The sequence below is a fragment of the Micrococcus sp. R8502A1 genome (genome assembly GCF_006704135.1).
Lineage (GTDB): Bacteria > Actinomycetota > Actinomycetes > Actinomycetales > Micrococcaceae > Micrococcus > Micrococcus luteus.
This window is the reverse complement of the sequence record NZ_VIGS01000021.1, coordinates 1-20,425: the sequence shown is the minus strand read 5'-3', so window position 1 is coordinate 20,425 and position 20,425 is coordinate 1. Positions and strand designations below refer to the sequence as shown.

21 protein-coding genes are annotated in these 20,425 nt (G+C 74.4%); 18 read left to right on the top strand and 3 right to left on the bottom strand.

The genetic code is table 11. The features are described from left to right. Positions 1–7: 7 nt before the first annotated feature. From folE to FLM69_RS05770, 8 genes are read left to right on the top strand one after another with little or no spacing between them, the layout of a single operon-like run. Positions 8–628: a GTP cyclohydrolase I FolE gene (folE, locus tag FLM69_RS05805; protein WP_020625291.1), complete on the top strand. Its 621-nt coding sequence runs from the start codon at positions 8–10 to the stop codon at positions 626–628. 26 nt (positions 629–654) lie between these two features. After that, entirely contained in the window at positions 655–1,569 is a 915-nt protein-coding gene (folP, locus tag FLM69_RS05800; protein WP_061866866.1) for a dihydropteroate synthase, read from the top strand. Further along, positions 1,566–1,946 carry a dihydroneopterin aldolase gene (gene folB / locus FLM69_RS05795; protein ID WP_061866865.1) on the top strand — a complete coding sequence of 127 codons (381 nt, stop codon included), beginning with the start codon at positions 1,566–1,568 and terminating at the stop codon, positions 1,944–1,946. Before folP ends, folB begins: the two co-directional genes overlap by 4 nt. Then, positions 1,943–2,587: a 2-amino-4-hydroxy-6-hydroxymethyldihydropteridine diphosphokinase gene (folK, locus tag FLM69_RS05790; protein WP_141843442.1), complete on the top strand. Its 645-nt coding sequence runs from the start codon at positions 1,943–1,945 to the stop codon at positions 2,585–2,587. Before folB ends, folK begins: the two co-directional genes overlap by 4 nt. After that, positions 2,584–3,111, top strand: a complete 528-nt coding sequence (locus FLM69_RS05785; RefSeq protein WP_036337195.1) for a DUF3180 domain-containing protein — start codon at positions 2,584–2,586, stop codon at positions 3,109–3,111. The genes folK and FLM69_RS05785 overlap by 4 nt, the downstream gene beginning before the upstream one ends. After that, complete coding sequence (locus FLM69_RS05780; RefSeq protein ID WP_020625296.1) at positions 3,092–3,604, top strand: PH domain-containing protein; 513 nt, start codon at positions 3,092–3,094, stop codon at positions 3,602–3,604. Before FLM69_RS05785 ends, FLM69_RS05780 begins: the two co-directional genes overlap by 20 nt. Next, positions 3,601–5,286, top strand: coding sequence for a PH domain-containing protein (locus tag FLM69_RS05775; protein WP_141843439.1), 1,686 nt, complete (start codon positions 3,601–3,603; stop codon positions 5,284–5,286). Before FLM69_RS05780 ends, FLM69_RS05775 begins: the two co-directional genes overlap by 4 nt. Continuing rightward, positions 5,283–6,233: a Rossmann-like and DUF2520 domain-containing protein gene (locus tag FLM69_RS05770; RefSeq protein ID WP_063189138.1), complete on the top strand. Its 951-nt coding sequence runs from the start codon at positions 5,283–5,285 to the stop codon at positions 6,231–6,233. Before FLM69_RS05775 ends, FLM69_RS05770 begins: the two co-directional genes overlap by 4 nt. 158 nt (positions 6,234–6,391) lie before the next feature. Here FLM69_RS05770 and FLM69_RS05765 read toward each other — a convergent pair whose 3' ends face one another. Further along, positions 6,392–6,868, bottom strand: a complete 477-nt coding sequence (locus FLM69_RS05765; protein WP_141843437.1) for a low molecular weight protein-tyrosine-phosphatase — start codon at positions 6,866–6,868, stop codon at positions 6,392–6,394. 262 nt (positions 6,869–7,130) lie between these two features. On the opposite strand from FLM69_RS05765, the gene FLM69_RS05760 reads away from it, so the two are divergent. From FLM69_RS05760 to FLM69_RS05715, 10 genes are all read left to right on the top strand, one after another. After that, the gene (locus tag FLM69_RS05760) at positions 7,131–7,580 is read left to right on the top strand and encodes a DUF3806 domain-containing protein (RefSeq protein ID WP_010079662.1); all 450 of its coding nucleotides are present in this window, start codon (positions 7,131–7,133) and stop codon (positions 7,578–7,580) included. 95 nt (positions 7,581–7,675) lie between these two features. After that, positions 7,676–9,841 (top strand): alpha/beta fold hydrolase, encoded by a 2,166-nt coding sequence (locus FLM69_RS05755; RefSeq protein WP_141843435.1) that lies wholly within the window; start codon positions 7,676–7,678, stop codon positions 9,839–9,841. 171 nt (positions 9,842–10,012) lie between these two features. Further along, positions 10,013–11,239: a glycerophosphodiester phosphodiesterase gene (locus tag FLM69_RS05750; RefSeq protein ID WP_141843433.1), complete on the top strand. Its 1,227-nt coding sequence runs from the start codon at positions 10,013–10,015 to the stop codon at positions 11,237–11,239. A 158-nt stretch (positions 11,240–11,397) separates the two neighbouring features. Beyond that, on the top strand, positions 11,398–12,213 hold the full coding sequence (locus tag FLM69_RS05745; protein ID WP_036380841.1) for a hypothetical protein: 816 nt from the start codon (positions 11,398–11,400) through the stop codon (positions 12,211–12,213). After that, complete coding sequence (locus FLM69_RS05740) at positions 12,210–12,677, top strand: phage holin family protein (protein WP_036380844.1); 468 nt, start codon at positions 12,210–12,212, stop codon at positions 12,675–12,677. The genes FLM69_RS05745 and FLM69_RS05740 overlap by 4 nt, the downstream gene beginning before the upstream one ends. Then, complete coding sequence (locus tag FLM69_RS05735; RefSeq protein ID WP_036380847.1) at positions 12,674–13,372, top strand: DUF3618 domain-containing protein; 699 nt, start codon at positions 12,674–12,676, stop codon at positions 13,370–13,372. Before FLM69_RS05740 ends, FLM69_RS05735 begins: the two co-directional genes overlap by 4 nt. 154 nt (positions 13,373–13,526) lie before the next feature. Beyond that, a complete protein-coding gene (panC, locus tag FLM69_RS05730; RefSeq protein WP_036380850.1) occupies positions 13,527–14,558 on the top strand; it encodes a pantoate--beta-alanine ligase in 1,032 nt (343 codons plus the stop codon). After that, on the top strand, positions 14,555–15,253 hold the full coding sequence (locus FLM69_RS05725) for a DNA-3-methyladenine glycosylase (protein ID WP_036380853.1): 699 nt from the start codon (positions 14,555–14,557) through the stop codon (positions 15,251–15,253). The genes panC and FLM69_RS05725 overlap by 4 nt, the downstream gene beginning before the upstream one ends. A gap of 47 nt (positions 15,254–15,300) precedes the next feature. Then, the gene (locus FLM69_RS05720) at positions 15,301–15,783 is read left to right on the top strand and encodes an SRPBCC family protein (RefSeq protein ID WP_036380856.1); all 483 of its coding nucleotides are present in this window, start codon (positions 15,301–15,303) and stop codon (positions 15,781–15,783) included. A gap of 149 nt (positions 15,784–15,932) precedes the next feature. Next, the gene (locus tag FLM69_RS05715) at positions 15,933–17,996 is read left to right on the top strand and encodes a M13 family metallopeptidase (protein ID WP_036380860.1); all 2,064 of its coding nucleotides are present in this window, start codon (positions 15,933–15,935) and stop codon (positions 17,994–17,996) included. Between the two features lie 40 nt (positions 17,997–18,036). Here the strand turns inward: FLM69_RS05715 and FLM69_RS05710 are convergent, their stop codons facing one another. Both FLM69_RS05710 and FLM69_RS05705 read right to left on the bottom strand, forming a co-directional pair. Continuing rightward, positions 18,037–18,546: a MarR family winged helix-turn-helix transcriptional regulator gene (locus tag FLM69_RS05710; protein WP_036380863.1), complete on the bottom strand. Its 510-nt coding sequence runs from the start codon at positions 18,544–18,546 to the stop codon at positions 18,037–18,039. Continuing rightward, the gene (locus tag FLM69_RS05705) at positions 18,539–20,407 is read right to left on the bottom strand and encodes an MDR family MFS transporter (protein ID WP_141843431.1); all 1,869 of its coding nucleotides are present in this window, start codon (positions 20,405–20,407) and stop codon (positions 18,539–18,541) included. The genes FLM69_RS05710 and FLM69_RS05705 overlap by 8 nt, the downstream gene beginning before the upstream one ends. Positions 20,408–20,425: the final 18 nt, after the last annotated feature.

The following is a 20,425-nucleotide window of genomic DNA, read 5'->3' as shown; positions in this document are numbered from 1 at the left end:
GACCCGCATGACAGCCCACACCCCCGACGACGCCGTCCCCGGCACGTTCGACCCGGACTCCACCGCGGTGGACCGGCCGCGCATCGAGGCGGCGGTGCGGGAGATCCTGCTGGCGATCGGTGAGGACCCGGACCGCGAGGGCCTGGCGGACACCCCGGCGCGGGTGGCCAAGGCCTACGCGGAGTTCTTCGCGGGCCTGCACCAGAGCCCGGACCAGGTGCTCGGCACCACGTTCGACATCGCGCACGAGGAGCTCGTGCTGGTGAAGGACATCCCGTTCTACTCGACCTGCGAGCACCACCTGGTGCCGTTCCACGGCACCGCGCACATCGGCTACATCCCCTCCGCCGAGGGCCGCGTGACGGGGCTGTCCAAGCTGGCCCGCCTCGTGGAGCTGTACGCGCGGCGTCCGCAGGTGCAGGAGCGGCTGACCACGCAGGTGGTGGAGGCGCTCATGGAGCACCTGGCCCCGCGCGGGGCGATCGTGGTGGTGGAGGCCGAGCACATGTGCATGTCCATGCGCGGCGTGCGCAAGCCGGGCGCGAAGACCGTCACCTCGGCGGTGCGCGGCCAGCTGCGGGATCCGTCCACGCGCTCGGAGGCGATGAGCCTCATCATGCACGGCTGAGGACCACCGACGGCGGAGGAGGACACGTGGACGAGAGCATCGACGCGGCGGCGCGGGAGGCGAACCGCGCCCTGCTGGGGCGGCTGCTCGCGGATCGGACCCTGGTCATGGGCATCCTCAATGTCACCCCTGACTCGTTCTCGGACGGCGGGGAGCACGCCACCGTCCGCGCGGCCGTCGAGCACGCCCGGCGCATGGTCGCGGACGGCGCGGACATCGTGGACGTGGGCGGGGAGTCCACCCGCCCCGGGGCCCACGCCGTGCCGCCGGCCGAGGAGCAGGAGCGCATCCTCCCTGTGATCGAGGCGCTGCTGGCCGAGGACGTCGTCGTCTCCGTGGACACGCGCCACACCGCCACCGCCCGGGCTGCCCTGGCGCTGGGGCCGGTGATCGTCAACGACGTCTCCGGCCTCGCCCACGAGCCGGATATGCCGGCGCTGATCGCCACGTCGGGCGCGCCGTACATCCTCATGCACAACCGCGGGAACCCGCAGACCATGGACGGGCTGGCCGTCTACGAGGACACCGTCCCGGACGTCGTGTGCGAGCTGCGGGACGTGGCCGGCCGCTTCCTCGCCGCGGGCGTCGAGCCCGCGCAGCTGATCGTCGACCCGGGCCTGGGCTTCGCGAAGGCCGGCGAGCAGAACTGGGAGCTGCTGCGCGGCCTCGAGTGGCTCCGCGCCATGGGCCACCCGGTGCTCGTCGCCGCCTCGCGCAAGCGGTTCCTGGGCACGCTGCTGGCGGACGACGACGGCACCCCGGCCCCGCCCGCCGCGCGCGACGCCGCCACCGCGGCCATCTCCGCCCTCGCCGCCGCCCAGGGCGCGTGGGGCGTGCGCGTGCACGACGTGCGCGCCAGCGCCGACGCCGTCCGCGCCGCCGCGGCCTGGGTCGGGGCGCATGCCCCGGGTGAGCCCGTCTCCGAGGACGTGCTGCCGTGAGCGCCCGGGACCGCATCCGCCTGGCCGGGCTGTCCGCCGTCGGGCACCACGGGGTCTTCGACCACGAGCGCCGGGACGGGCAGCCGTTCGTCACGGACGTCGTCCTCCACCTCGACGCCGGCCCCGCCGCGGCCGGCGACGACCTCGCGCGCACCGCCAACTACGCCGAGGTCGCGGACACGGTGGTCCGCCTGGTCACCGGGGAGCCGGTGGACCTGATCGAGACCCTCGCCGACCGGATCGCCCGCGCCGTCCTCGCCGAGCAGCCCGTGGTGGCCGCCGTCGAGGTCACCGTGCACAAGCCGCAGGCGCCCATCCCGCACGACTTCGCGGACGCCGCCGTCACCGTGCACCGCACCCGGGAGGACCTCGCGTGAGCACCGTCGACTGGTCGCACCCGGCCGAGGGCCCCGCGCCCGTCCCCGAGCTGGGCGCCCGCCCGGACGCGCCCGTCGCGGCCGTGCTGGCCCTCGGCGCCAACCTGCGCGAGCCGGCGCAGACGCTCGACGCCGCCGTCGCCGCCCTGTCCGCGCTGCCGCACATCACGGACGTCCGGGCCTCGCCCCGGGCCGTCACCACACCCGTGGGCGGGCCGCCGGGCCAGCCCGACTACCTCAACCAGGTGGTCACGCTGCGCACGGACCTCGCGCCGTGGGAGCTGCTCGCGGTGGCGCACCGGCTCGAGCAGGACCACCATCGGCGGCGTGAGGTCCGCTGGGGCGCGCGCACCCTGGACGTGGACGTGATCGCCTACGGAGACGTGCGCAGCGACCACCCGGACCTCACCCTGCCGCACCCCCGCGCGGCCGAGCGGGCCTTCGTGCTGCTGCCGTGGCTGTGGCTCGACGCGGACGCCACGCTCGCCGGCACGCCTGTCGCCGACCTCGCCGCCGTCGCCGCGGACGCCCCCGGGGTGCGCCGTCAGGAGCCCGAGCGGCACCGGCTGCTGGCCGGCTCCGACGACGTCGTCCCGCTCCGTCCGGCACGCCCGGACGCCCTCGGGAGGGAGGCCACGTGATCGCGCTGCGCTCCGGGTGGACCCTGCTCGTGGTGCTGGTGGCCGCCGTGCTCGGCTGGCTGGCCGGGCTCGCCGCGCCGTCCCTGGGCTGGCCGGCGCCCGTGGTGGGCCGCAGCGGCCTGATCACCGTGGCCGCGGTCTCCGTGCTGTGCCTCGCGCTGGGCTGGCGGGTGCGCCGCGACCGGGAGAAGCCCGCCGCCGCGCGGATGGACCCGCTCGCCGCGGCCCGCACCCTCGTGCTCGGCCAGGCCTCCGGCTTCGCGGGAGCGGCCCTCGGCGGCTGGCACGCCGGGGTGGCGGTGCAGGTGCTGCTGCGGGCCGGCGTGGAGGCACCGACCGTGCGGGAGGCCGCCCTGCAGGCCGTCGGCGGTCTCGTCCTGCTGGTGGTGGGGCTGATCGTCGAACGGTGGTGCCGGATCCCGCCTGAGGAGGATGCGCCCGAGGGCGGTCGTGGGCAGGATGGGTCCCCGGGCCGACCGGCCCGTCCCGAGACCGAAGGAGGGTATGCCCGTGCCCGGCATTGACCTGAGCGGCGTGGCCTTCACCCCGGCCTCGCCCCGGCTGGCGACGGTGAAGCTCATCGCCACGACCATCGGCCACCTGATCTGGCTCGCCGCGTTCTCCGTGCCGCTGATCCTCAAGCTCACCGGCCCGTGGGCGGGGATGGCCGCGTGGGTCGCGTGGGGGCTGCCGGCCGTCGTCGTCGTGTCCTGGATCGTGGACCTGATCCTGATCCCGCGGCGCGTGCGCGCGATGGGCTGGGCCGAGCGCGAGGACGACGTCCTGTGGCGCGAGGGCATCCTGTTCCGCAGCGTGCATGCGGTGCCGTACGGCCGCCTGCAGTACGTGGACGTGTCGGACGGTCCGCTGCTGCGCCGGGTCGGGCTGCAGACCCTCACCCTGAAGACCGCCGCCGCGGGCGGGGACGTCACCCTGGAGGGCGTGCCCCGCGAGAGGGCCGAGGAGCTGCGCGAAGTCCTCATGGCGCGCGGCCAGGCGCGGCTGGCGGGCCTGTGAGCGCGGCCGCCCCGCCCCCCGCCGACGACGCCGGCTGGGTCCGCGTCCACCCCGCCTCGCCCTGGGTGCGGGGCTGGACCTTCCTGCTGCTGATCCTGTTCTTCGCGGGCCGCAACGCGGTGGAGGACTTCGCGGCGGGCCGGCTCAGCGGGGAGGACGCCCCGGGCGGCGGCGACGGCAGCCTGCTCGTGGCCGGCGGCATCCTGCTGGGGGTCACCCTGCTGATCAGCCTCGTGTTCTTCTTCTCCTGGTGGTTCACCCGGTTCCGCTGCGGGGAGGACCGGATCGAGCTGCGCCAGGGCTGGCTCTTCCGCAGTCGCCGGCAGATGCGCTACGACCGCATCCAAGCGGTGGACCTGCAGCACCCGCTCGTGGCCCGGCTGCTCGGGCTGGCCACGGTGAAGGTCGAGGCGGCCGACGGCGGCGAGTCCGCGCTCGAGCTGTCCTTCCTGCGCCGCGCCGAGGCCGAAGCGGTGCGCCGGGAGATCCTGGACCGCGCGTCGGGGGTGCTCGGGGGAGCCGGGGCGGACGCGTCCGCCCCGGAGCGGGCGGCCGAGCCCGGCCTCCCCGACGCCGACGCCGCGGACGCGGACGCCGGCGAACTCATGCTGCAGGTGCCCGCGGGGCGGCTCCTCGGCTCCGTCCTGCTCTCGGGAGGCGTGCTGGGGGTGCTGGCCGGGTCCCTGATCTGGCTGGGCGGCCTCGCCCTCGTGGTCGCGCTGCTGCCCGAGGCGGTGCTGGACGAGGGGGAGACCCTGACCGGGATCGGCGCGGCCGCGTCCCTGCCCGCCCTGTTCTCCGTGGCCGGCGTCGCGTGGTCCCGGCTGAACGCCGGCTGGGGTTTCCAGGTGCGCCGCTCCACCGACGGGCTGCGACTGCGGCACGGGCTCACCGAGACCACCCACCAGACCGTCCCGCCGGGGCGGGTGCAGGGGGTGACCGTCTCCCAGCCCCTGTTCTGGCGGCCCTTCGGCTGGTATCGGGTGAACGTGGCGGTGGCCGGCTACGGGCAGGAGTCCGACGGCGCCCGGGACGTCGCGCTGCCCGTCGGCCCGTGGGAGGACGTGCTCCGCGTCCTCACGGTCGTGGCCCCGGACCCGGGCCTGGACGGTGATCCGCGCGCCGCGCAGGGGCTGACCCCCGCCGGGCTCATGCACCTCGGCGTGCACGGCACCGGCACGGAGGGGGGCTTCCAGCACGTGCCGCGGCGCGGCAGGTGGTGGTTCAACTGGTTCGCCTGGCGGCGGACCGGCTTCACGACGACGCGGTCCCTGCTGGTGGTGCGCAGCGGCTGGTTGAACCGCCGGCTGCAGACCCTCCAGCACGAGCGCGTGCAGGCGGCCGAGCTGGCGCAGGGCCCGGTGCAGCGACGCCTGGGTCTGGCCACGGTGCGCGTGTGGGTCGCGGGGGCGAACGCCGTGGTCCGCGACCTCGACGAGGACGTGGCCGTGGACCTGTACGCCCGGGAGGCCCGGCACGCGGCCGTCTCGCGTCGCCTCACCGACCGCGACCAGTGGATGCGCCCCGAGGAGCTGGCCCGCTTCGAGCAGCGCACGCGCGAGGTCGCGGCCACCGAGGTGGGCCGCCGCGAACTGGCCCGGGCCGGCGTCGTCGGCGGCGCCGTCGTCGGGGAGGAGAGCGGGGCAGACGTCCCCGCCGTGCGCAGCGAGGAGGAGCGATGACCGGCGGACTCGACCTGAGCCTGGACCCGCACGACCCGGCGCAGCGGCCCGGGCGGCTGGGCGTCGGTGTGGTGAGCGCGGGTCGTGTGGGGGCCGTGCTGGGCTCGGCGCTGCGGGCTGCGGGCCACACGATCACGGGTGTGCACGCCGTCTCGGAGGCATCGCGGGACCGCGCGGAGATGCTCCTGCCGGGCGTGCCCGTCCTGGAGATCCCCGAGATCCTGCGCCGCTCCGAGATGGTCGTCTTCGCCGTCCCGGACGACGCGCTGGGCGAGCTCGTGGCGGGTCTGGCCGCCGCGGGCCATGTGCAGACCGGCCACCTGCTCGTGCACACCTCGGGCCGCTACGGGGTGGGGGTGATGGAGCCGGTGCGGGCGCACGGGGCGATCCCCCTGGCGATCCATCCGGCCATGACGTTCACGGGGCTCAGCCTCGACGTCGCCCGGCTGCAGGACTGCGTGTTCGGCGTGACCGCGGACCCCGTGGTGCTGCCCGTGGCCCAGGCGCTCGTGGTGGAGATGGGCGGCGAGCCCGTGGTCGTGAAGGAGGCCGACCGTGCGGCGTACCACCTGGCGCTGTCCCACGGGTCGAACCACCTGGTGACGCTGACGGCGCAGGCCCGTCAGATCCTGGAGACGATCGGGGTGGCCGACCCGGAGCGGGTGCTGCGCTCACTCATGACCGCCGCGCTGGAGAACGCGCTCACGGACGGCGACGGCGCCCTCACCGGGCCCGTGGCCCGCGGTGACGTCGACACGCTGCGGACCCACCGTGAGACCCTCGGCGAGCTTGAGGCCGGGGGACTGCCGGCGGACGTGCGGGCCGTGTGGGAGACCCTCGCCCGCGCGACGACCGACCGCGCCGAGACCCGCGGCACCCTGCGCGCGGACACGGCGGCGCGGCTGCGCGAGGTCCTCGACGGCTCCGACGACCCCCACGACGACTGACCGACCCCCGCCGCCCCCGCTTTCGTTCGGGAAACGGCGGGTCCCAGGCCGCTTTCGTTCGGGAAACGGCGGGTCTCAGGCCGTTTTCGTTCGAGAAACGGCCGCTTCCGGCGGCGTTCGCGTGGCGGGGACGGGACCCCGGGACTGCGCCCCGGCCGTCAGAGGCGCCCGTCGCGGATCGCGGCGACGACGCCGTCTGCCGCGTCCTCGATCTGCCGGTACATCTCCTCGAACTGCGGCCGCGGATACCCGTACGGATCGGGGACCTCGCGCACCCCGGCGCGGTCCGCATCCGACGCGAACTCGCCCATCAGGTGGATCCGGTCCCGCTGCTCGTCCGTGGTCGCGAGGCGCCGCGCGTCGGCGAGGTTGGCCTCGTCCATCACCAGGATCAGGTCGGCCTCGTCCACGAGGTCGGCGGACAGCTGCACCCCCACCGTCGCAAACTCGTACCCCAGTTCCCCGCCGACCTCGCGGGTGAGGTGATGCGGCCGGGCGCCCACGTGCTCGTCGGACGTGCCGGCGGAGGTGACCTCGACGTCGTCGAGACCGGCCTCCGCGAGCTTGCGGTTCAGCACGGCCTCGGCGGCGGGCGAGCGGCAGATGTTCCCCAGGCAGACGGTCATGATGCGCATGGGGCCAGTGTCTCAAGTCCGGTCGGGGGCGGCGGACGACGACGGCCCGCACGCTCGCCTCGTCGCTGGCGGCACGACATCGGGCGCGTCCACGAGTGCTCCCGCTGGGGGATCGCAGGCCTCCGGCGGTGTGTCCCCCCGGTTCCTCGCCGTTTCTCGAACGAAAGCGCTGCGACACGCCGCCGTTTCTCGAACGAAAGCGCGGCCGGCGCCGCCCGTTCCGGCGACGACGGCGCCCGACGCGCCTGGCAGGATGGAGGCCATGACCGACCAGCCCGAGATGAGCCCCCTGACCGAGCCCGAGCGGGAGTGGGTGCGCGTCCGTCGCGACTTCGCCGCGCAGGAGGGCGTGGACCACCTGGACCTGGACGCGGTCGCCGCGTACTACGACGCCGTGCTGGCCCGTTCGCAGGCCGAGGCCGAGGAGCTGGACCCCGAGGAGCTGGCGGTGCTGCTGGACGTCGTCGCGGTGCTGCTCGGCGAGCACCTGGGCGCGCGCCACGGGATGCAGTGGGTGACGGTCGCGGATGAGGAGGGGCCCGCCCTCGCGCTGCGGGACACCCTCTCGGACGCCGTCGTCTTCCCGCAGCCGGTGGTCGGCCAGAGCTGGAACCATCAGGCCACGGGGGAGTGGATGGGCGAGTACGTCGACTGGCTCGGCGAGCAGCTCCAGCAGATCCGGGCCGACGCCGGCACCCTGCCCGGCGCCTGAGGCGCGGCGGGCACCGGGGCGGCCCGCCCTCGAGGCCACCACCCCGCCGCCCTTCGTGTTGCCCGGATCACGTGCGGGCCGATAGAAACGAACGCATGACCTCCACCCCGGACAGCCCGGACAACACCCCCGCCACCCCCTTCCACGACCTCGACGCCTTCACCGCCCTGCCGCGCGTCGCCGGTCTCACCCTCAGCCCGGACGGCGCCCGCCTGGTGACCACCGTCGCCACCCGGGACGCGAAGGGCACCGGCTACGCCACCGCCCTCTGGGAGGTCGACCCCGCGGGCGAGCGCCCCGCCCACCGCCTGACCCGCTCCCGCGAGGGCGAGGCCGGCGCGCAGTTCGCCGCGGACGGCACCCTCTTCTTCACCTCCGCCCGTCCCGACCCCGCCGACGCCGAGGCCGAGAAGCGCAGCGCCCTGTGGGCCCTGCCGGCCCGGGGCGGCGAGGCGCGCGTGGTGCTCTCCCGCCCGGGCGGCGTCGCCGCGGTCACGTGCGCCTCCGCGGCGGACCGCGTGGTCGTCACGGCGGACCGGCTGCTCGGTGCGACCACCGAGGCCGAGCACGCGGCCCTCGCGCAGACCCGCAAGGACGCCGGCGTGGACGCCATCCTGCACACCGGCTACCCCATCCGCTTCTGGGACCACGACCTCGGCCCCGCCCGCCCCGAGCTCTTCGTCCTCGAGGCCGGCCCGGACCCACAGGGCGAGCCCGCCACGGACGCCGACGCCGCCGAGCCCGGCCCCGCCGCCTCCGGCCTGGCTCCCGAGGCCGACGACGTGGCGCACCACCTGCGCCACGTCTCCGGCTTCCCTCGCTCCCACGCGTTCGGGATCGGCGCGCAGGTGGCCCCGGACGGCTCGTTCCTGATCACCACGGCCGCCACCGCCGAGGCCCGCGGCAACGTGCGCGAGGGCACGGTGGTGCGCGTGGACCTGGCCACGGGCGAGCACCGCGTCCTGCACGACGTCCCCGGCGAGGACGTGGCCGTCGGCCCCGTCAGCCACGACGGCACGCGCGCCGTCGTCGTCCGCACCCCCGACTCCACCCCGCACTCCGCCGTGCACCCGCGCCTGTTCGTGATGGACACGGCCACGGGCCAGACCACGCCCCTGGCCCACGGCTGGGACCGGTGGGCCGACGTCGTCGCGTGGCTGCCGGACGACTCCGCGGTGATCGCGCTCGCGGATTCGGAGGGCCGTCGCCCGGTGTTCCGCATCGAGGTGGCCACCGGCGCCGTCGCGCAGGTGACCCGGGAGGACGAGGCGTGGACCGACGTCGTGCTCTCCCCGGACGGGGCCACGGCCTACGGCGTCCGCTCCTCCTACCTGTTCCCGCCGGAGGTGGCGCGGATCGACCTGGCCACGGGCGAGGTCACTCGCCTGCCGAACCCCGTGGAGCGCCCCGCGATCCCGGGCACCCTCGAGGACGTGGAGACCGTCGCCGAGGACGGCACGCGCGTGCGCGGCTGGCTCGTGCTCCCCGAGGGGGAGGCGCCGGCCGGCGGCCACCCGCTCCTGCTGTGGATCCACGGCGGGCCGCTGGGGTCGTGGAACGCGTGGAGCTGGCGCTGGACCCCGTGGATCATGGCGGCGCGCGGCTACGCGGTGCTGCTGCCGGACCCGGCGCTGTCCACGGGCTACGGCCAGGACTTCATCGAACGCGGCTGGGGCCGCTGGGGCCAGGCGCCCTACACGGACCTGATGGCGCTCACGGACGCCGTCGTGGCGCGTGAGGACGTCGACGGCGACCGCACCGCCGCCATGGGCGGCTCGTTCGGCGGCTACATGGCGAACTGGGTGGCCGGGCACACCGATCGGTTCCGGTGCGTGGTCACGCACGCCTCGCTGTGGGCGCTGGACGGCTTCGGCCCGACGACGGACGCCGCGTTCTACTGGGCCCGCGAGATGGACGAGCAGATGCAGCAGGAGAACTCGCCGCACCGGTTCGTGGGCGAGATCGTCTCTCCGATGCTCGTCATCCACGGCGACAAGGACTACCGCGTGCCGATCGGCGAGGGACTGCGCCTGTGGTCGGACCTGCTGGCGAAGTCCGGGCGGCCGGCCGCCGCGGACGGCACCACCGACCACCGGTTCCTCTACTTCCCGCACGAGAACCACTGGATCCTCGCCCCGCAGCACGCGAAGGTCTGGTACGAGGTCGTCCTCGGCTTCCTGGGCGAGCACGTCCTCGACGACGGCGCCCCGTCGGCCCCGGAGACGCTGGGACTGACGCGGCCGTCGTCGACGGCGGGCTGAGCCGCTGCGCCCGGTGCCGCGCATCGTGACGGGCGGCTGAACCTCTCCGATCAGCCGCCCGTCACCGGCTGTTCACCGGACGGGCCGGCTGTGGCCGGAGGGGGGCCACCCGGCCGACACGCGGATCTGGCCCACTGGAGCGGTCATCCCCCTCCCGGAAAGGACCGTTCCATGACCTCCGTCCGTCGTCACGCCGCCCGCGGTCTCGTGGCCCTCGCCGCCGCCGTCGCCGTCAGCGCCCCGCTGGCCGCCCCGGCCGCCGCCGCCCCCGCCGCACCGACGACCCCGGCCGCCGCGCAGTCCGTCACGGGCAAGCCCGTGGTGCGCCCCGACGTCGTGGGTCACCGTGGCGCCTCCGGCTACCGCCCCGAGCACACCCTGGCCGCCTACGAGCTGGCCGCCGCCCAGGGCGCGGACGTGATCGAGCCGGACCTGGTCTCCACCAAGGACGGCGTGCTCGTGGTCCGCCACGAGAACCTGATCGACGGCACCACGGACGTCGCCCAGCGACCCGAGTTCGCCGACCGCAAGACCACCAAGGTCGTCGACGGCGTGGCCCTCACCGGCTGGTTCACCGAGGACTTCACCCTCGCCGAGCTCAAGACCCTGCGCGCCAAGGAGCGCCTGCCGCAGGTCCGCCCGGAGTCCGCGTCCTACGACGGCCGGTACCAGGTGCCCACCTTCGAGGAGGTGCTCGAGCTGCGCGAACGCCTCTCGGCCCGGTACGGCCGGCAGATCGGCGTCATCCCCGAGATCAAGCACCCCACCTACTTCGACTCCATCGGCTTGTCCATGGAGGAGCGCGTCGTCGAGCTGCTCGACGAGCACGGCCTGAACAAGCGCAACGCCCCCGCCACCGTGCAGTCCTTCGAGCTCGCCAACCTGCGCGATCTCAACGAGAACCTCGGCCTCAAGGCCGAGACGGTCTTCCTGTCCAGCGCCAACGGCGCGCCCTACGACTCCGTGGCCGCCGGCGACACCGTCCGCGACTACGACTTCTACGAGACCGCCGCGGGCATGCGCGAGGTCCGCGCGGCCGGCGTCGACACGCTCGGCCCGGCCTTCGCGCAGATCATCACCAAGGAGAAGGACGGCTCGATGGGTGAGGAGACCGCGTTCGTCTCCCTCGCCCACCGCGCGGGCCTCGAGGTGGTGCCGTACACCTTCCGCGCCGAGAACCAGTTCCTCTACACGGAGTTCCGCTCCTCCGCGGACCCGAACGCCCAGGGCGACATGGTCGGCATGATCCAGCCGTTCCTCGACGCCGGGATCGACGGCTTCTTCACCGACCACCCCGACCTCGGCGTGCAGGCCGTGGACACCTGGATGCAGGGCAAGAAGGAGCACCCGGGCCGGGGCGTCGGCAAGACCGCCCAGCGGGGCCTGAAGGTGCGCTGACCCCGTCCCGACCGGAGACGATCCCGGCGGACCCGAGGTCTTCCGGCACGTCCGTCGCGGTGCTTACCTTGGCCCTCAGGACCGGTGGACCCGGTGACGTGGACGGCCAGAAGGGCTGGCCATGAGGGGCCGCCGACCCGGACGAAGGAAGGCACAGCATGACGACGAACACGCCGAAGAACGCCCACGGCTCCTCAGCCGAGGGCCGTGACGCCAAGGACCAGGCGAAGGACAAGGCCCAGCAGGCCGCGGGCGAGGCCCAGGGCCAGGCGAAGGCCGTGGCCCAGGACGCCAAGGACAAGGCCCAGGACCTCGCGGCCACCGCCAAGCACGAGGCCGGCCAGGTGAAGGACGAGGCCGCTGACCAGGTGCAGTCGCTGGTCGGCTCCGCCCAGGAGCAGGTCGGCGCGCAGGTGCAGACCCAGCAGGAGCGGTTCGCGGGCCAGGTGCGCAGCTACACCGACGACCTGCACCGCGTGGTCTCCGGTGAGCAGCCGCAGACCGACCTGGTGCGCCAGGGCGTCGCCTCGGTGGCGGACCGTGCCGAGGCCCTGACGCAGCGCCTGGAGACCGCTTCCCCGCAGGACCTGCTGCAGGACGTGCGCGGCTTCGCCGCTCGCCGTCCGGGCACGTTCCTGGCCCTCGCCCTGGGCGCCGGGCTGGTGGCCGGTCGACTGACGCGCGGCATCCGCGACGCCGCCCAGCCCGACTCCGCCGCCTCCACCTCGCCGCGCCGTCACACGACCCGTCCGGACGCGGTGCACGCGGACGTGACCCCGCACCACCTGGACTCGCAGGCCCCGGCCTACTCGAGCGATTCGCTCTCCCAGGCCGACGGCCGCGTCGCGGACGGCGCCGGGCCCCGCCGCGCGGCCGGCGTCGGGGACACCCCGTATGGCACGCAGGCGCCGGTCCAGCAGGGCCTGACCGCCGAGCGGCCGTTCGACCAGACCCGGCCCGGGGGTGACGCATGAGCACCGCCCACGAACCGTTCCGCGACGCGACGCCGCACTCCGGCGCGCACACCCCGCCGCCCACGCAGGCGGAGTTCCGTGCCGAGCACGAGAGCCTCGGCGAGATGTTCCAGAGCCTGTCGGCCAAGCTGTCGACGCTGGTCAGCCAGGAGATCGCCCTGGCCAAGGCCGAGGCCACCGAGTCCGCGAAGAAGGCCGGCAAGGGGGCAGGCCTGCTGGCCGGCGCCGCCGTCGGCGGCTTCTTCCTGCTGATGTTCCTGTCCCTGGCCCTGATGCACCTGCTCGACGTGTTCCTGCCGATCGGCTGGGCCGCGTTGATCGTGGCCGTGCTGTGGGGCGTCGTCGCGGCCGTGCTGGCCCTGCAGGGCAAGAAGGACATCGAGAAGATCAAGGGTCTGCCGCAGACCCAGGAGACGCTTCAGGAGATCCCCGAGACCCTGAACCCCGCGAAGGAGACGCGATGACCACGAGCAACAACCCCGACGAGATCCGCGCCGACATCGAGCGCACGCGCCGCGAGCTCGGCCAGGACGTGGACGCCCTCGCCGAGAAGGTGAGCCCCACGAAGGCCGTGTCCCGGCAGACCAACCGCATCAAGGACGGCTTCATCCACGCGAAGGAGAACATCATGGGCTCCCCGGAGCAGCACCGCCACGAGCCCTCGCTGGGCGATCGCGCCCACGCGGTGGTCGACGACGCCCGGGCCTCCGCGTATGACGCGGCCGGCCAGGCCCAGGACCGCCTGGGCGACGCCGGCGACCGGGTGTCCGAGTGGGCCGACGACGCCCAGCACGCCCTGCACCAGGCCCCGGCTCAGCTGCGCGGCCGCACCGCGGGCAACCCGTTGGCCGCCGGGCTGATCGCCTTCGGTGCCGGCCTGCTGCTCAGCTCGCTGATCCCCGCCTCACGCGCGGAGCAGCGCGCCGCGGAGGGCCTCAAGGACCAGGCCGCCCCGCTGGTGGACGAGGCCAAGCAGGCCGCCCAGCAGCTGCGCGAGGACCTCGAGCCCGCCGCCCGCGAGGCCGCCGGGAGCGTGAAGGAGTCGGCCGCCGAGGCCGCTTCCCACCTCAAGGAGCAGGGCACGGACACGGCGCAGGGCCTCAAGGCGGAGTCCCAGGACGCCGCCCGCCAGGTGAAGGACACCGCGAAGGACGCCTGAGCCCGACTCGAGCACGACGCCGGCCGGTCCCGTTGACGGGACCGGCCGGCGTCGCGCGTGGCGGGGCCGAATCCGGCCCGCGGCTCAGGCCTTGGACCAGATGCGCGTGGTGAGGCGGAAGTCCTCCCCGAGGCCCCGTGCCTAGACTCGGAGGGTGACCCCTCTCGACCGCGTCCCCGACCAGCGCCCCGTCCCCGCCGGCACCGGCCTGACCCTCGAGGACGCCCTCCCCGCTCCCGTGACGGCCGAGGCCGACGGCGTCTCCGCGCGCCCGCGTCTGGCCCGGACCGTCGCCGAGATGCGCTCCGCTCTCCGTGAGCTCGTCGCCCACGCCACGGACGACGGCGACGCCGAGCCCGTCACCGTCGGCCTGATCCCCACGATGGGCGCCCTCCACGGCGGCCACGCGGCCCTGGTGCGGCGGGCCCGCGCCGAGAACGACGTCGTCGCGGTCAGCATCTTCGTGAACCCGCTCCAGTTCGGCGATCCGGCCGACCTGGAGCACTATCCGCGCACCCTGGACGCGGACCTGGACCTGCTGGCGGCGGCGGGCGCCGACGTCGTGTTCGCCCCGGACGTGCAGGAGATGTACCCGGGCTACCCGGACGCGCCGATCGTCACCGTCTCCGCCGGCCGCATGGGGGAGGTCCTCGAGGGCGCCTCCCGCCCGGGCCACTTCGACGGCGTGGCCACCGTCGTGGCGAAGCTGTGGAACATCGTGCGCCCGGCGGTGCCGGCCCTGCGCAGCTACTTCGGCCAGAAGGACGCGCAGCAGCTCACCGTCCTGCGCCGCCTGGCCACGGACCTGGACATCGACGTCGACGTCCGCGCCGTACCCATCGTCCGCTCGCCCGAGGGCCTCGCGCTCTCCAGCCGCAACACCCGCCTGGACGCCGCGGGCCTGGAGCACGCGCTCGTCCTCAGCCGCGCCCTGCGCTCCCTGGCCGACGCCGCGGCGGCCGGTGAGCCCGTCGACGTCCAGGCCGCTCGCCGGATGGTCGAGGACGAGCCGGGCGTCGAGCTGGACCACCTCGTGGTGGTGGACCGGGACACCTTCGCCGAGCTCGGTCCGGAGCTGCTGTGCCAGCCGCTGCGCCGCGAGGCCCTCGCCCTCGTGGCCGCGCACGTGCCGCCCGTCCGGCTGATCGACACCATGGTGCTGCCCGTCGCGGGGCCGCTGCCGTGACCCCGGAGCGTCTCGCCGCCGCCTTCGACGGCCCCTCGCCCGCGCTCGCCGCGACGCTGCTGGGGTGCCGGCTGACCGTCGTCGCCCCGGACGGCGCCGTCACCGTGCGGCTGACCGAGACCGAGGCGTACGGGAACGCGGGAGCGGACCCCGGCGCCCACTCGTTCCGCGGCCGCACCGAGCGCAATGCCGCGCTGTTCGGGCCGCCGCGGCGCACGTACGTGTACCTGAACTACGGCATCCACCGCTGCCTGAACCTGGTGGGCCACCCCGAGGGGGAGGCCGGCGGTGTGCTGCTGCGTGCGGCCGAGGTGCTTGCAGGAGGGGACCTCGCGGTGGCCCGCCGTGGCCGGGACACCGGCCCCAAGCTGCTCTCCGGCCCGGGCAACCTCGGCCAGGGCCTCGGCATCACCCTGGAGATGGGCCACGCGCCCGTGGAGATCGTCGCCGCGCCGCCGGAGGTGGCCGACGACGGTGGCACCTCGGCCCGCCTCGCCGCGCCGGCCGCGCCCGCCCGCTTCCTCCTGGCCCCGCCCGCGCCCCGCGATCCGGCCGAGCCGCCGATCGAGGTCGTGACGGGCCCGCGCGTCGGCGTCTCGGGGGAGGGCGGCTCCGTGCGCTTCCCGTGGCGGTTCAGCGTGGCCGGCCACCGCAGCGTGTCCGCGTTCCGGCGTGGCCGCAACGTGCCGGACTGACCCCCAGACCTTGTCGACCGCCCCGGCCCCGTGCCTAGGTTGATCCCATGACCGAGATGAACAAGACCGCCCACGGCGAGACCCAGCAGACCGTCACCCGGACCATCGACGCGTCCGCCAAGGACGTGTTCGACTTCCTGACCCTGCCCGCGAACCACGCGAAGTTCGACGGCTCGGGCATGGTGCAGTCCGACGACAAGACCCAGCGCATCCAGAAGGTCGGCGACGTGTTCACCATGAACATGCACGCGGAGCACATGGGTGGCGACTACCAGACCGACAATCACGTGGTCGCCTACGACCCGAACAAGCTGGTCGGCTGGAAGACCGCCCCCGCCGGCACCGAGCCCAAGGGTTGGCAGTGGGTCTACCGGCTCGAGGACAACGGCTCCGGCAGCACGGTCGTGTCCCTCACCTACGACTGGACCGCCGTGACCGACCCGGAGCTGCTGGCGAAGAACCTCTTCCCGATGGTGTCCGAGGAGCAGATGGAGGAGTCGCTCGCGAAGCTGGCCGCCGAGGTCGGCTGACCCCCGCCTCCCGACGGCGGCCTCCGGGCTGGCCGTCCCCTCGACGACGGGCACGCACCCGGCCAGGGTGCGGTGCCCGTCGTCGTGTCCGGTGTCACGGCTAGAGTGCCGTGCGAGACCGTCCACCCCCACGTCCAGGAGGATCCGCCGTGACCGCCACCGCCGAGCCCGAAGTCCCGTCGCCGCGCGAGGACCTGTACCGCCACGTCAACGCCGGGTGGCTGGACACCCATGAGATCCCCGCGGACCAGGGCGCCTACGGCGCGTTCCTCGAGCTGCGGGACGCGGCCGAGCTCGCCGTCCGGCACCTGTGCGAGGACGCCGTGCGCGAGGTCGGCACGGGCTTCGACCCCGCCCAGGCGCGCGTGCAGGCCACGGCCGCGGCCGGCGCGCACCGGGACGTCCCGCTCGCCCCGCTGGACGAGGAGGACGCGGAGGGCACGGAGCATCCGGAGCTCAAGCGCCGGATCGCCGCGCTGTACGCCTCGTTCATGGACGACGAGACCGTGGAGGCCCGCGGCCTCGAGCCGATCGCCTCGGACCTGGCGGCGGTGGCCACCGTGTCCACCCCCGCGGAGCTGCTCGCCCTGTCCGGGCGACTGCAGCGCCAGGGCGTCTCCGGCCTCATCAACACCGGCGCCCTCAACGACGCCGGGAACCCGGACCGCATGCTCCTGCACCTGCTCCAGGGCGGCCTGGGCCTGCCGGACGAGTCCTACTACCGGGACGAGGCCTACGCCGAGATCCTCGAGCAGTACACCGAGCACACCGGCCGTCTGCTGGCGCTGGCCGGGATCGGCGCGGACCGGGACGAGGCCGCCGCGCTGGGCGTCCGGGTGGTGGAGCTGGAGAAGCGCATCGCCGCCCTGCACTGGGACCTGGTCCGCAGCCGGGACGCCGTGGCCCGCTACAACCCCATGACCCACGACCGGCTGACGGAGCTCTTCCCCCTGGCCGACGCGTGGCTCGAGGGCGTGGACGCCGCCGGCGAGCGCGCCGCGGAGGTCGTGGTGTGGCAGCCGGACTTCCTCTCCGGTGTGCAGGGGCTGCTCGAGGGACCCGAGGCCGCCGACCTCGAGGACTGGCGTCACTGGCTGATCCTGCAGGTGCTGCGCTCCTTCGCCGGCTTCCTGCCGGACGCGTTCGTGCAGGAGAACTTCTCCTTCTACGGCCGCCGCCTGGCCGGCACCGAGGAGGTCCGCCCCCGCTGGAAGCGCGCGGTCGCGTTCGTCAACGGGGCGGCCGGCGAGGACGTGGCGCAGCTCTACGTGGCCCGCCATTTCCCGCAGGGCCACGTGGCCGCGATGGACGAGCTCGTGGGCCTGCTCCAGGAGGCCTATCGCCGGTCCATCGAGGAGCTCGAGTGGATGGGCGAGGAGACCCGTCAGCGGGCGCTCGAGAAGCTGGCGATGTTCCGCCCCATGGTGGGCTACCCCTCGAAGTGGCTGGACTACTCCGCCCTCGAGGTCCACGCCGGCGACCTGCTGGGCAACGCCCGCTCCTCCTCGGAGCTCGAGTGGGAGCGGGACCTGCGCAAGATCGCGGACGGGCCGGACCCGGAGGAGTGGCACATCACGCCGCAGACGGTGAACGCGTACTACTCCCCGCTCGAGAACGCGATCGTCTTCCCGGCCGCCATCCTGCAGCCCCCGTTCTTCGACCCCGAGGCCTCGATGGCCGCGAACCTGGGGGCGATCGGCGCCGTGATCGGCCACGAGATCGGCCACGGCTTCGACGACCAGGGCTCGCGGTACGACGGCGCCGGTCGGCTCGAGGACTGGTGGACCGAGGAGGACCGCGCGGCGTTCACCGAGCGCACCTCCCGGCTGGTGGCCCAGTACAACGCGCTCTCCCCGGCCGAGGCCCCGGACCACCGCGTCAACGGCGAGTTCACCCTGGGGGAGAACATCGGCGACCTCGGCGGCCTGGGCATCGCCCACCGCGCCTTGGAGATCTGGCGGGACGAGGGCGACGGCGCCTCCCTCGACGCCGCGGCGGGGGACCGCGAGTTCTTCACCGCCTGGGCCACCGTGTGGCGTCAGCTCACGCGACCGGAGGCCATGGTCACCCGCATCGCCTCGGACCCGCACTCGCCCAACGAGTTCCGCTGCAACCAGGTGGTCAAGAACCTCGACGCCTTCCACGAGGCGTTCGGCACGCGCGAGGGGGATCCCATGTGGCTGGCCCCGGAGGAGCGCGTCACCATCTGGTGATCCCGCCCGCCGGCCGGGCCCCGCGGGTCCGGCCGGCGGCTCACTCGGATTCGGCGGGGTCCTGCATCCGGGTCTGACGCTCGGCGGCCAGCCGGTCCAGCAGGCGCGTCAGCGTCCGGATGTCCTCGCGGTCCCAGCGCGCCAGGTCGTCGCGCAGCCCGCGACCCGCCGGGCCGCCGCGCACCGCGTCGAGGCGGGCGAGCCCCTCGGGGCTGGCGCTCAGGAGGGCGGAGCGGCGGTCCCGCGGGTCCGGCTCTCGGGTGATCAGCCCGGCGGCCTCGAGGTCGCGGACCATGCGGGAGACCTGCGCGCGGTCCACCAGCAGGCCCTCGGCCACGGCCGAGGGCGTCATGGTCCCCTCGTTGGCCAGCATCATGAACGCCTTCATCGCCCCGACGGACAGGGCCGGGCTGAGGGCCGCCGCGTAGCGGACCATCACCTGGCGGTGCTGCAGGACCAGACGCGAGAACGCCTGCTCGAGCCCCTGGACGGCGGCCTCGAAGCCCGCGTCGTCGCCGCCTCCGCCCGGGTCCGGGGCGCCGTCAGCCACGGCGGGCCCGGACCAGCGCGGTGACGACGGCCGCCAGCAGGGCCGTCCCTGCCACGGCCAGCGCCGCGGGGACGACGGGCCGGTCGGCCACCGCCGTCGCCGGGCGCTCGGCCGACACCGACCGGGACTCCTCCGGGTCCTCGGCCGGATGCTGCCCCTGCGCCGCGGTCACCACGGGGATCGGGCCGGTCGCGGGCAGCGTCTGCATGGCCTCGGCCGTGGCATGGGTGGCCAGGTCGGCGCGGGTGGCGTGGAGGCGCTCGGAGGTGGTCATGCGGCCCAGTGGGAGGTTCGGCAGGAACAGGATCGCGATCAACGCGACGATCGCGAGCGGCACGGCCACGAGGAAGGCGAGGGCGATGCCCTGCGCGTAGACGTCCTCGAAGATCACCCGCAGCGAGTCGGGCATCTCTGCCACGCGTGGCAGGGTGCTGGACTGCAGGCTCTCGGACCACTCGGCGGCGTCCGGGCCCAGGCTGCGCAGGGCCGCGGCGAGGTCCGCGCGGCGCTCCTCGATGCGGTCCGGGACCACGTTGGAGACCACGGCGCCCATCACGGCGACACCGATGCTGCCGCCCAGGGTGCGGAAGAAGGTGACGCCGGAGCTGGCGACGCCCATCTGCCGCGGGTCGGTGGTGTTCTGCACCACGAGCACGAGGTTCTGCATGGTCATGCCGACGCCGGCGCCGAGCAGGAACATGTAGAGGGACACCAGCCAGAAGGAGGTGTCGTAGTGCAGGGTGCCGAGCAGGGCGGTGCCGGCGATCAGCAGGACGGCGCCGATCACGAGCCAGCGCTTCCACACGCCGGTGCGGGTGATGAGGCCGCCGATCACCGTGGAGGACACGAGCAGGCCGAGGATCATCGGGATGGTCATGAGGCCGGCCTGGGTCGGCGTCGCGCCGCGGGCCAGCTGCATGTACTGGGCCAGGTAGACGGAGGAGCCGAACATGGCCAGGCCCGTGGCGATCGAGGCGATCGTCGCGAGGGTGAAGGTGCGGTCGCGGAAGAGGGTGAGCGGGATGAGCGGCTCGGCGACGCGCAGCTCGGTCACGACGAACAGGACGGTGGCGACGGCGGCGCCGCCGAGCATCCACGCGGTGGTGGTGCTGGCCCAGTCGAAGTCGCGACCGGCGCTGGTGACCCAGATCAGCAGCAGCGCGGTGGCCGCGGTCAGGAACACGATGCCGAGGTAGTCGATGGACACCTTCTGGCGCTCGCGGTGCGGGAGGTGGAGGGTGCGCTGCACCATCACCAGGGCGACGACGGCGAAGGGCACCGCCACGAAGAAGTTCCAGCGCCAGCCCCACAGGTCGGTGATCACGCCGCCGGCGAGCGGGCCGCCCACCGTGGCCACGGCCATCACGGCGCCGAACAGGCCCATGTAGCGGCCGCGCTCACGCGGGCTGATGATGTCCGCCATGATCACCTGGCTGAGCGCGACGAGGCCGCCGCCGCCCAGGCCCTGCACGGTGCGGCAGACGATCAGGAAGGTCGGATCGTGGGTGAACCCGGCCGCCGCGGAGGCGGCGACGAAGATCGCCAGGGCGACCTGGAAGAGGACCTTGCGGTTGACGAGGTCGGCCAGCTTGCCCCAGATCGGGGTGGCGATGGCCGTGGCGAGCAGGGCCGAGGTGATGACCCAGGTGTAGGCGGTCTGGTCGCCGCCGATGTCGTGGATGATCACCGGCATCGAGGTCGAGACCACCGTGTTGGCGATCATCGAGACGAACATGCCCAGCAGGAGGCCGGTCAGGGCCTGGAGCACGGAGCGGTGGCGCGCGGCGTCGGCGGCGGCGCGCGCCACCGCTCCGGGCTCCCGCCGGCCCTTATACACATCTGACGCCGCCGACCAACGCATAACCGGAAGTCACGAGCG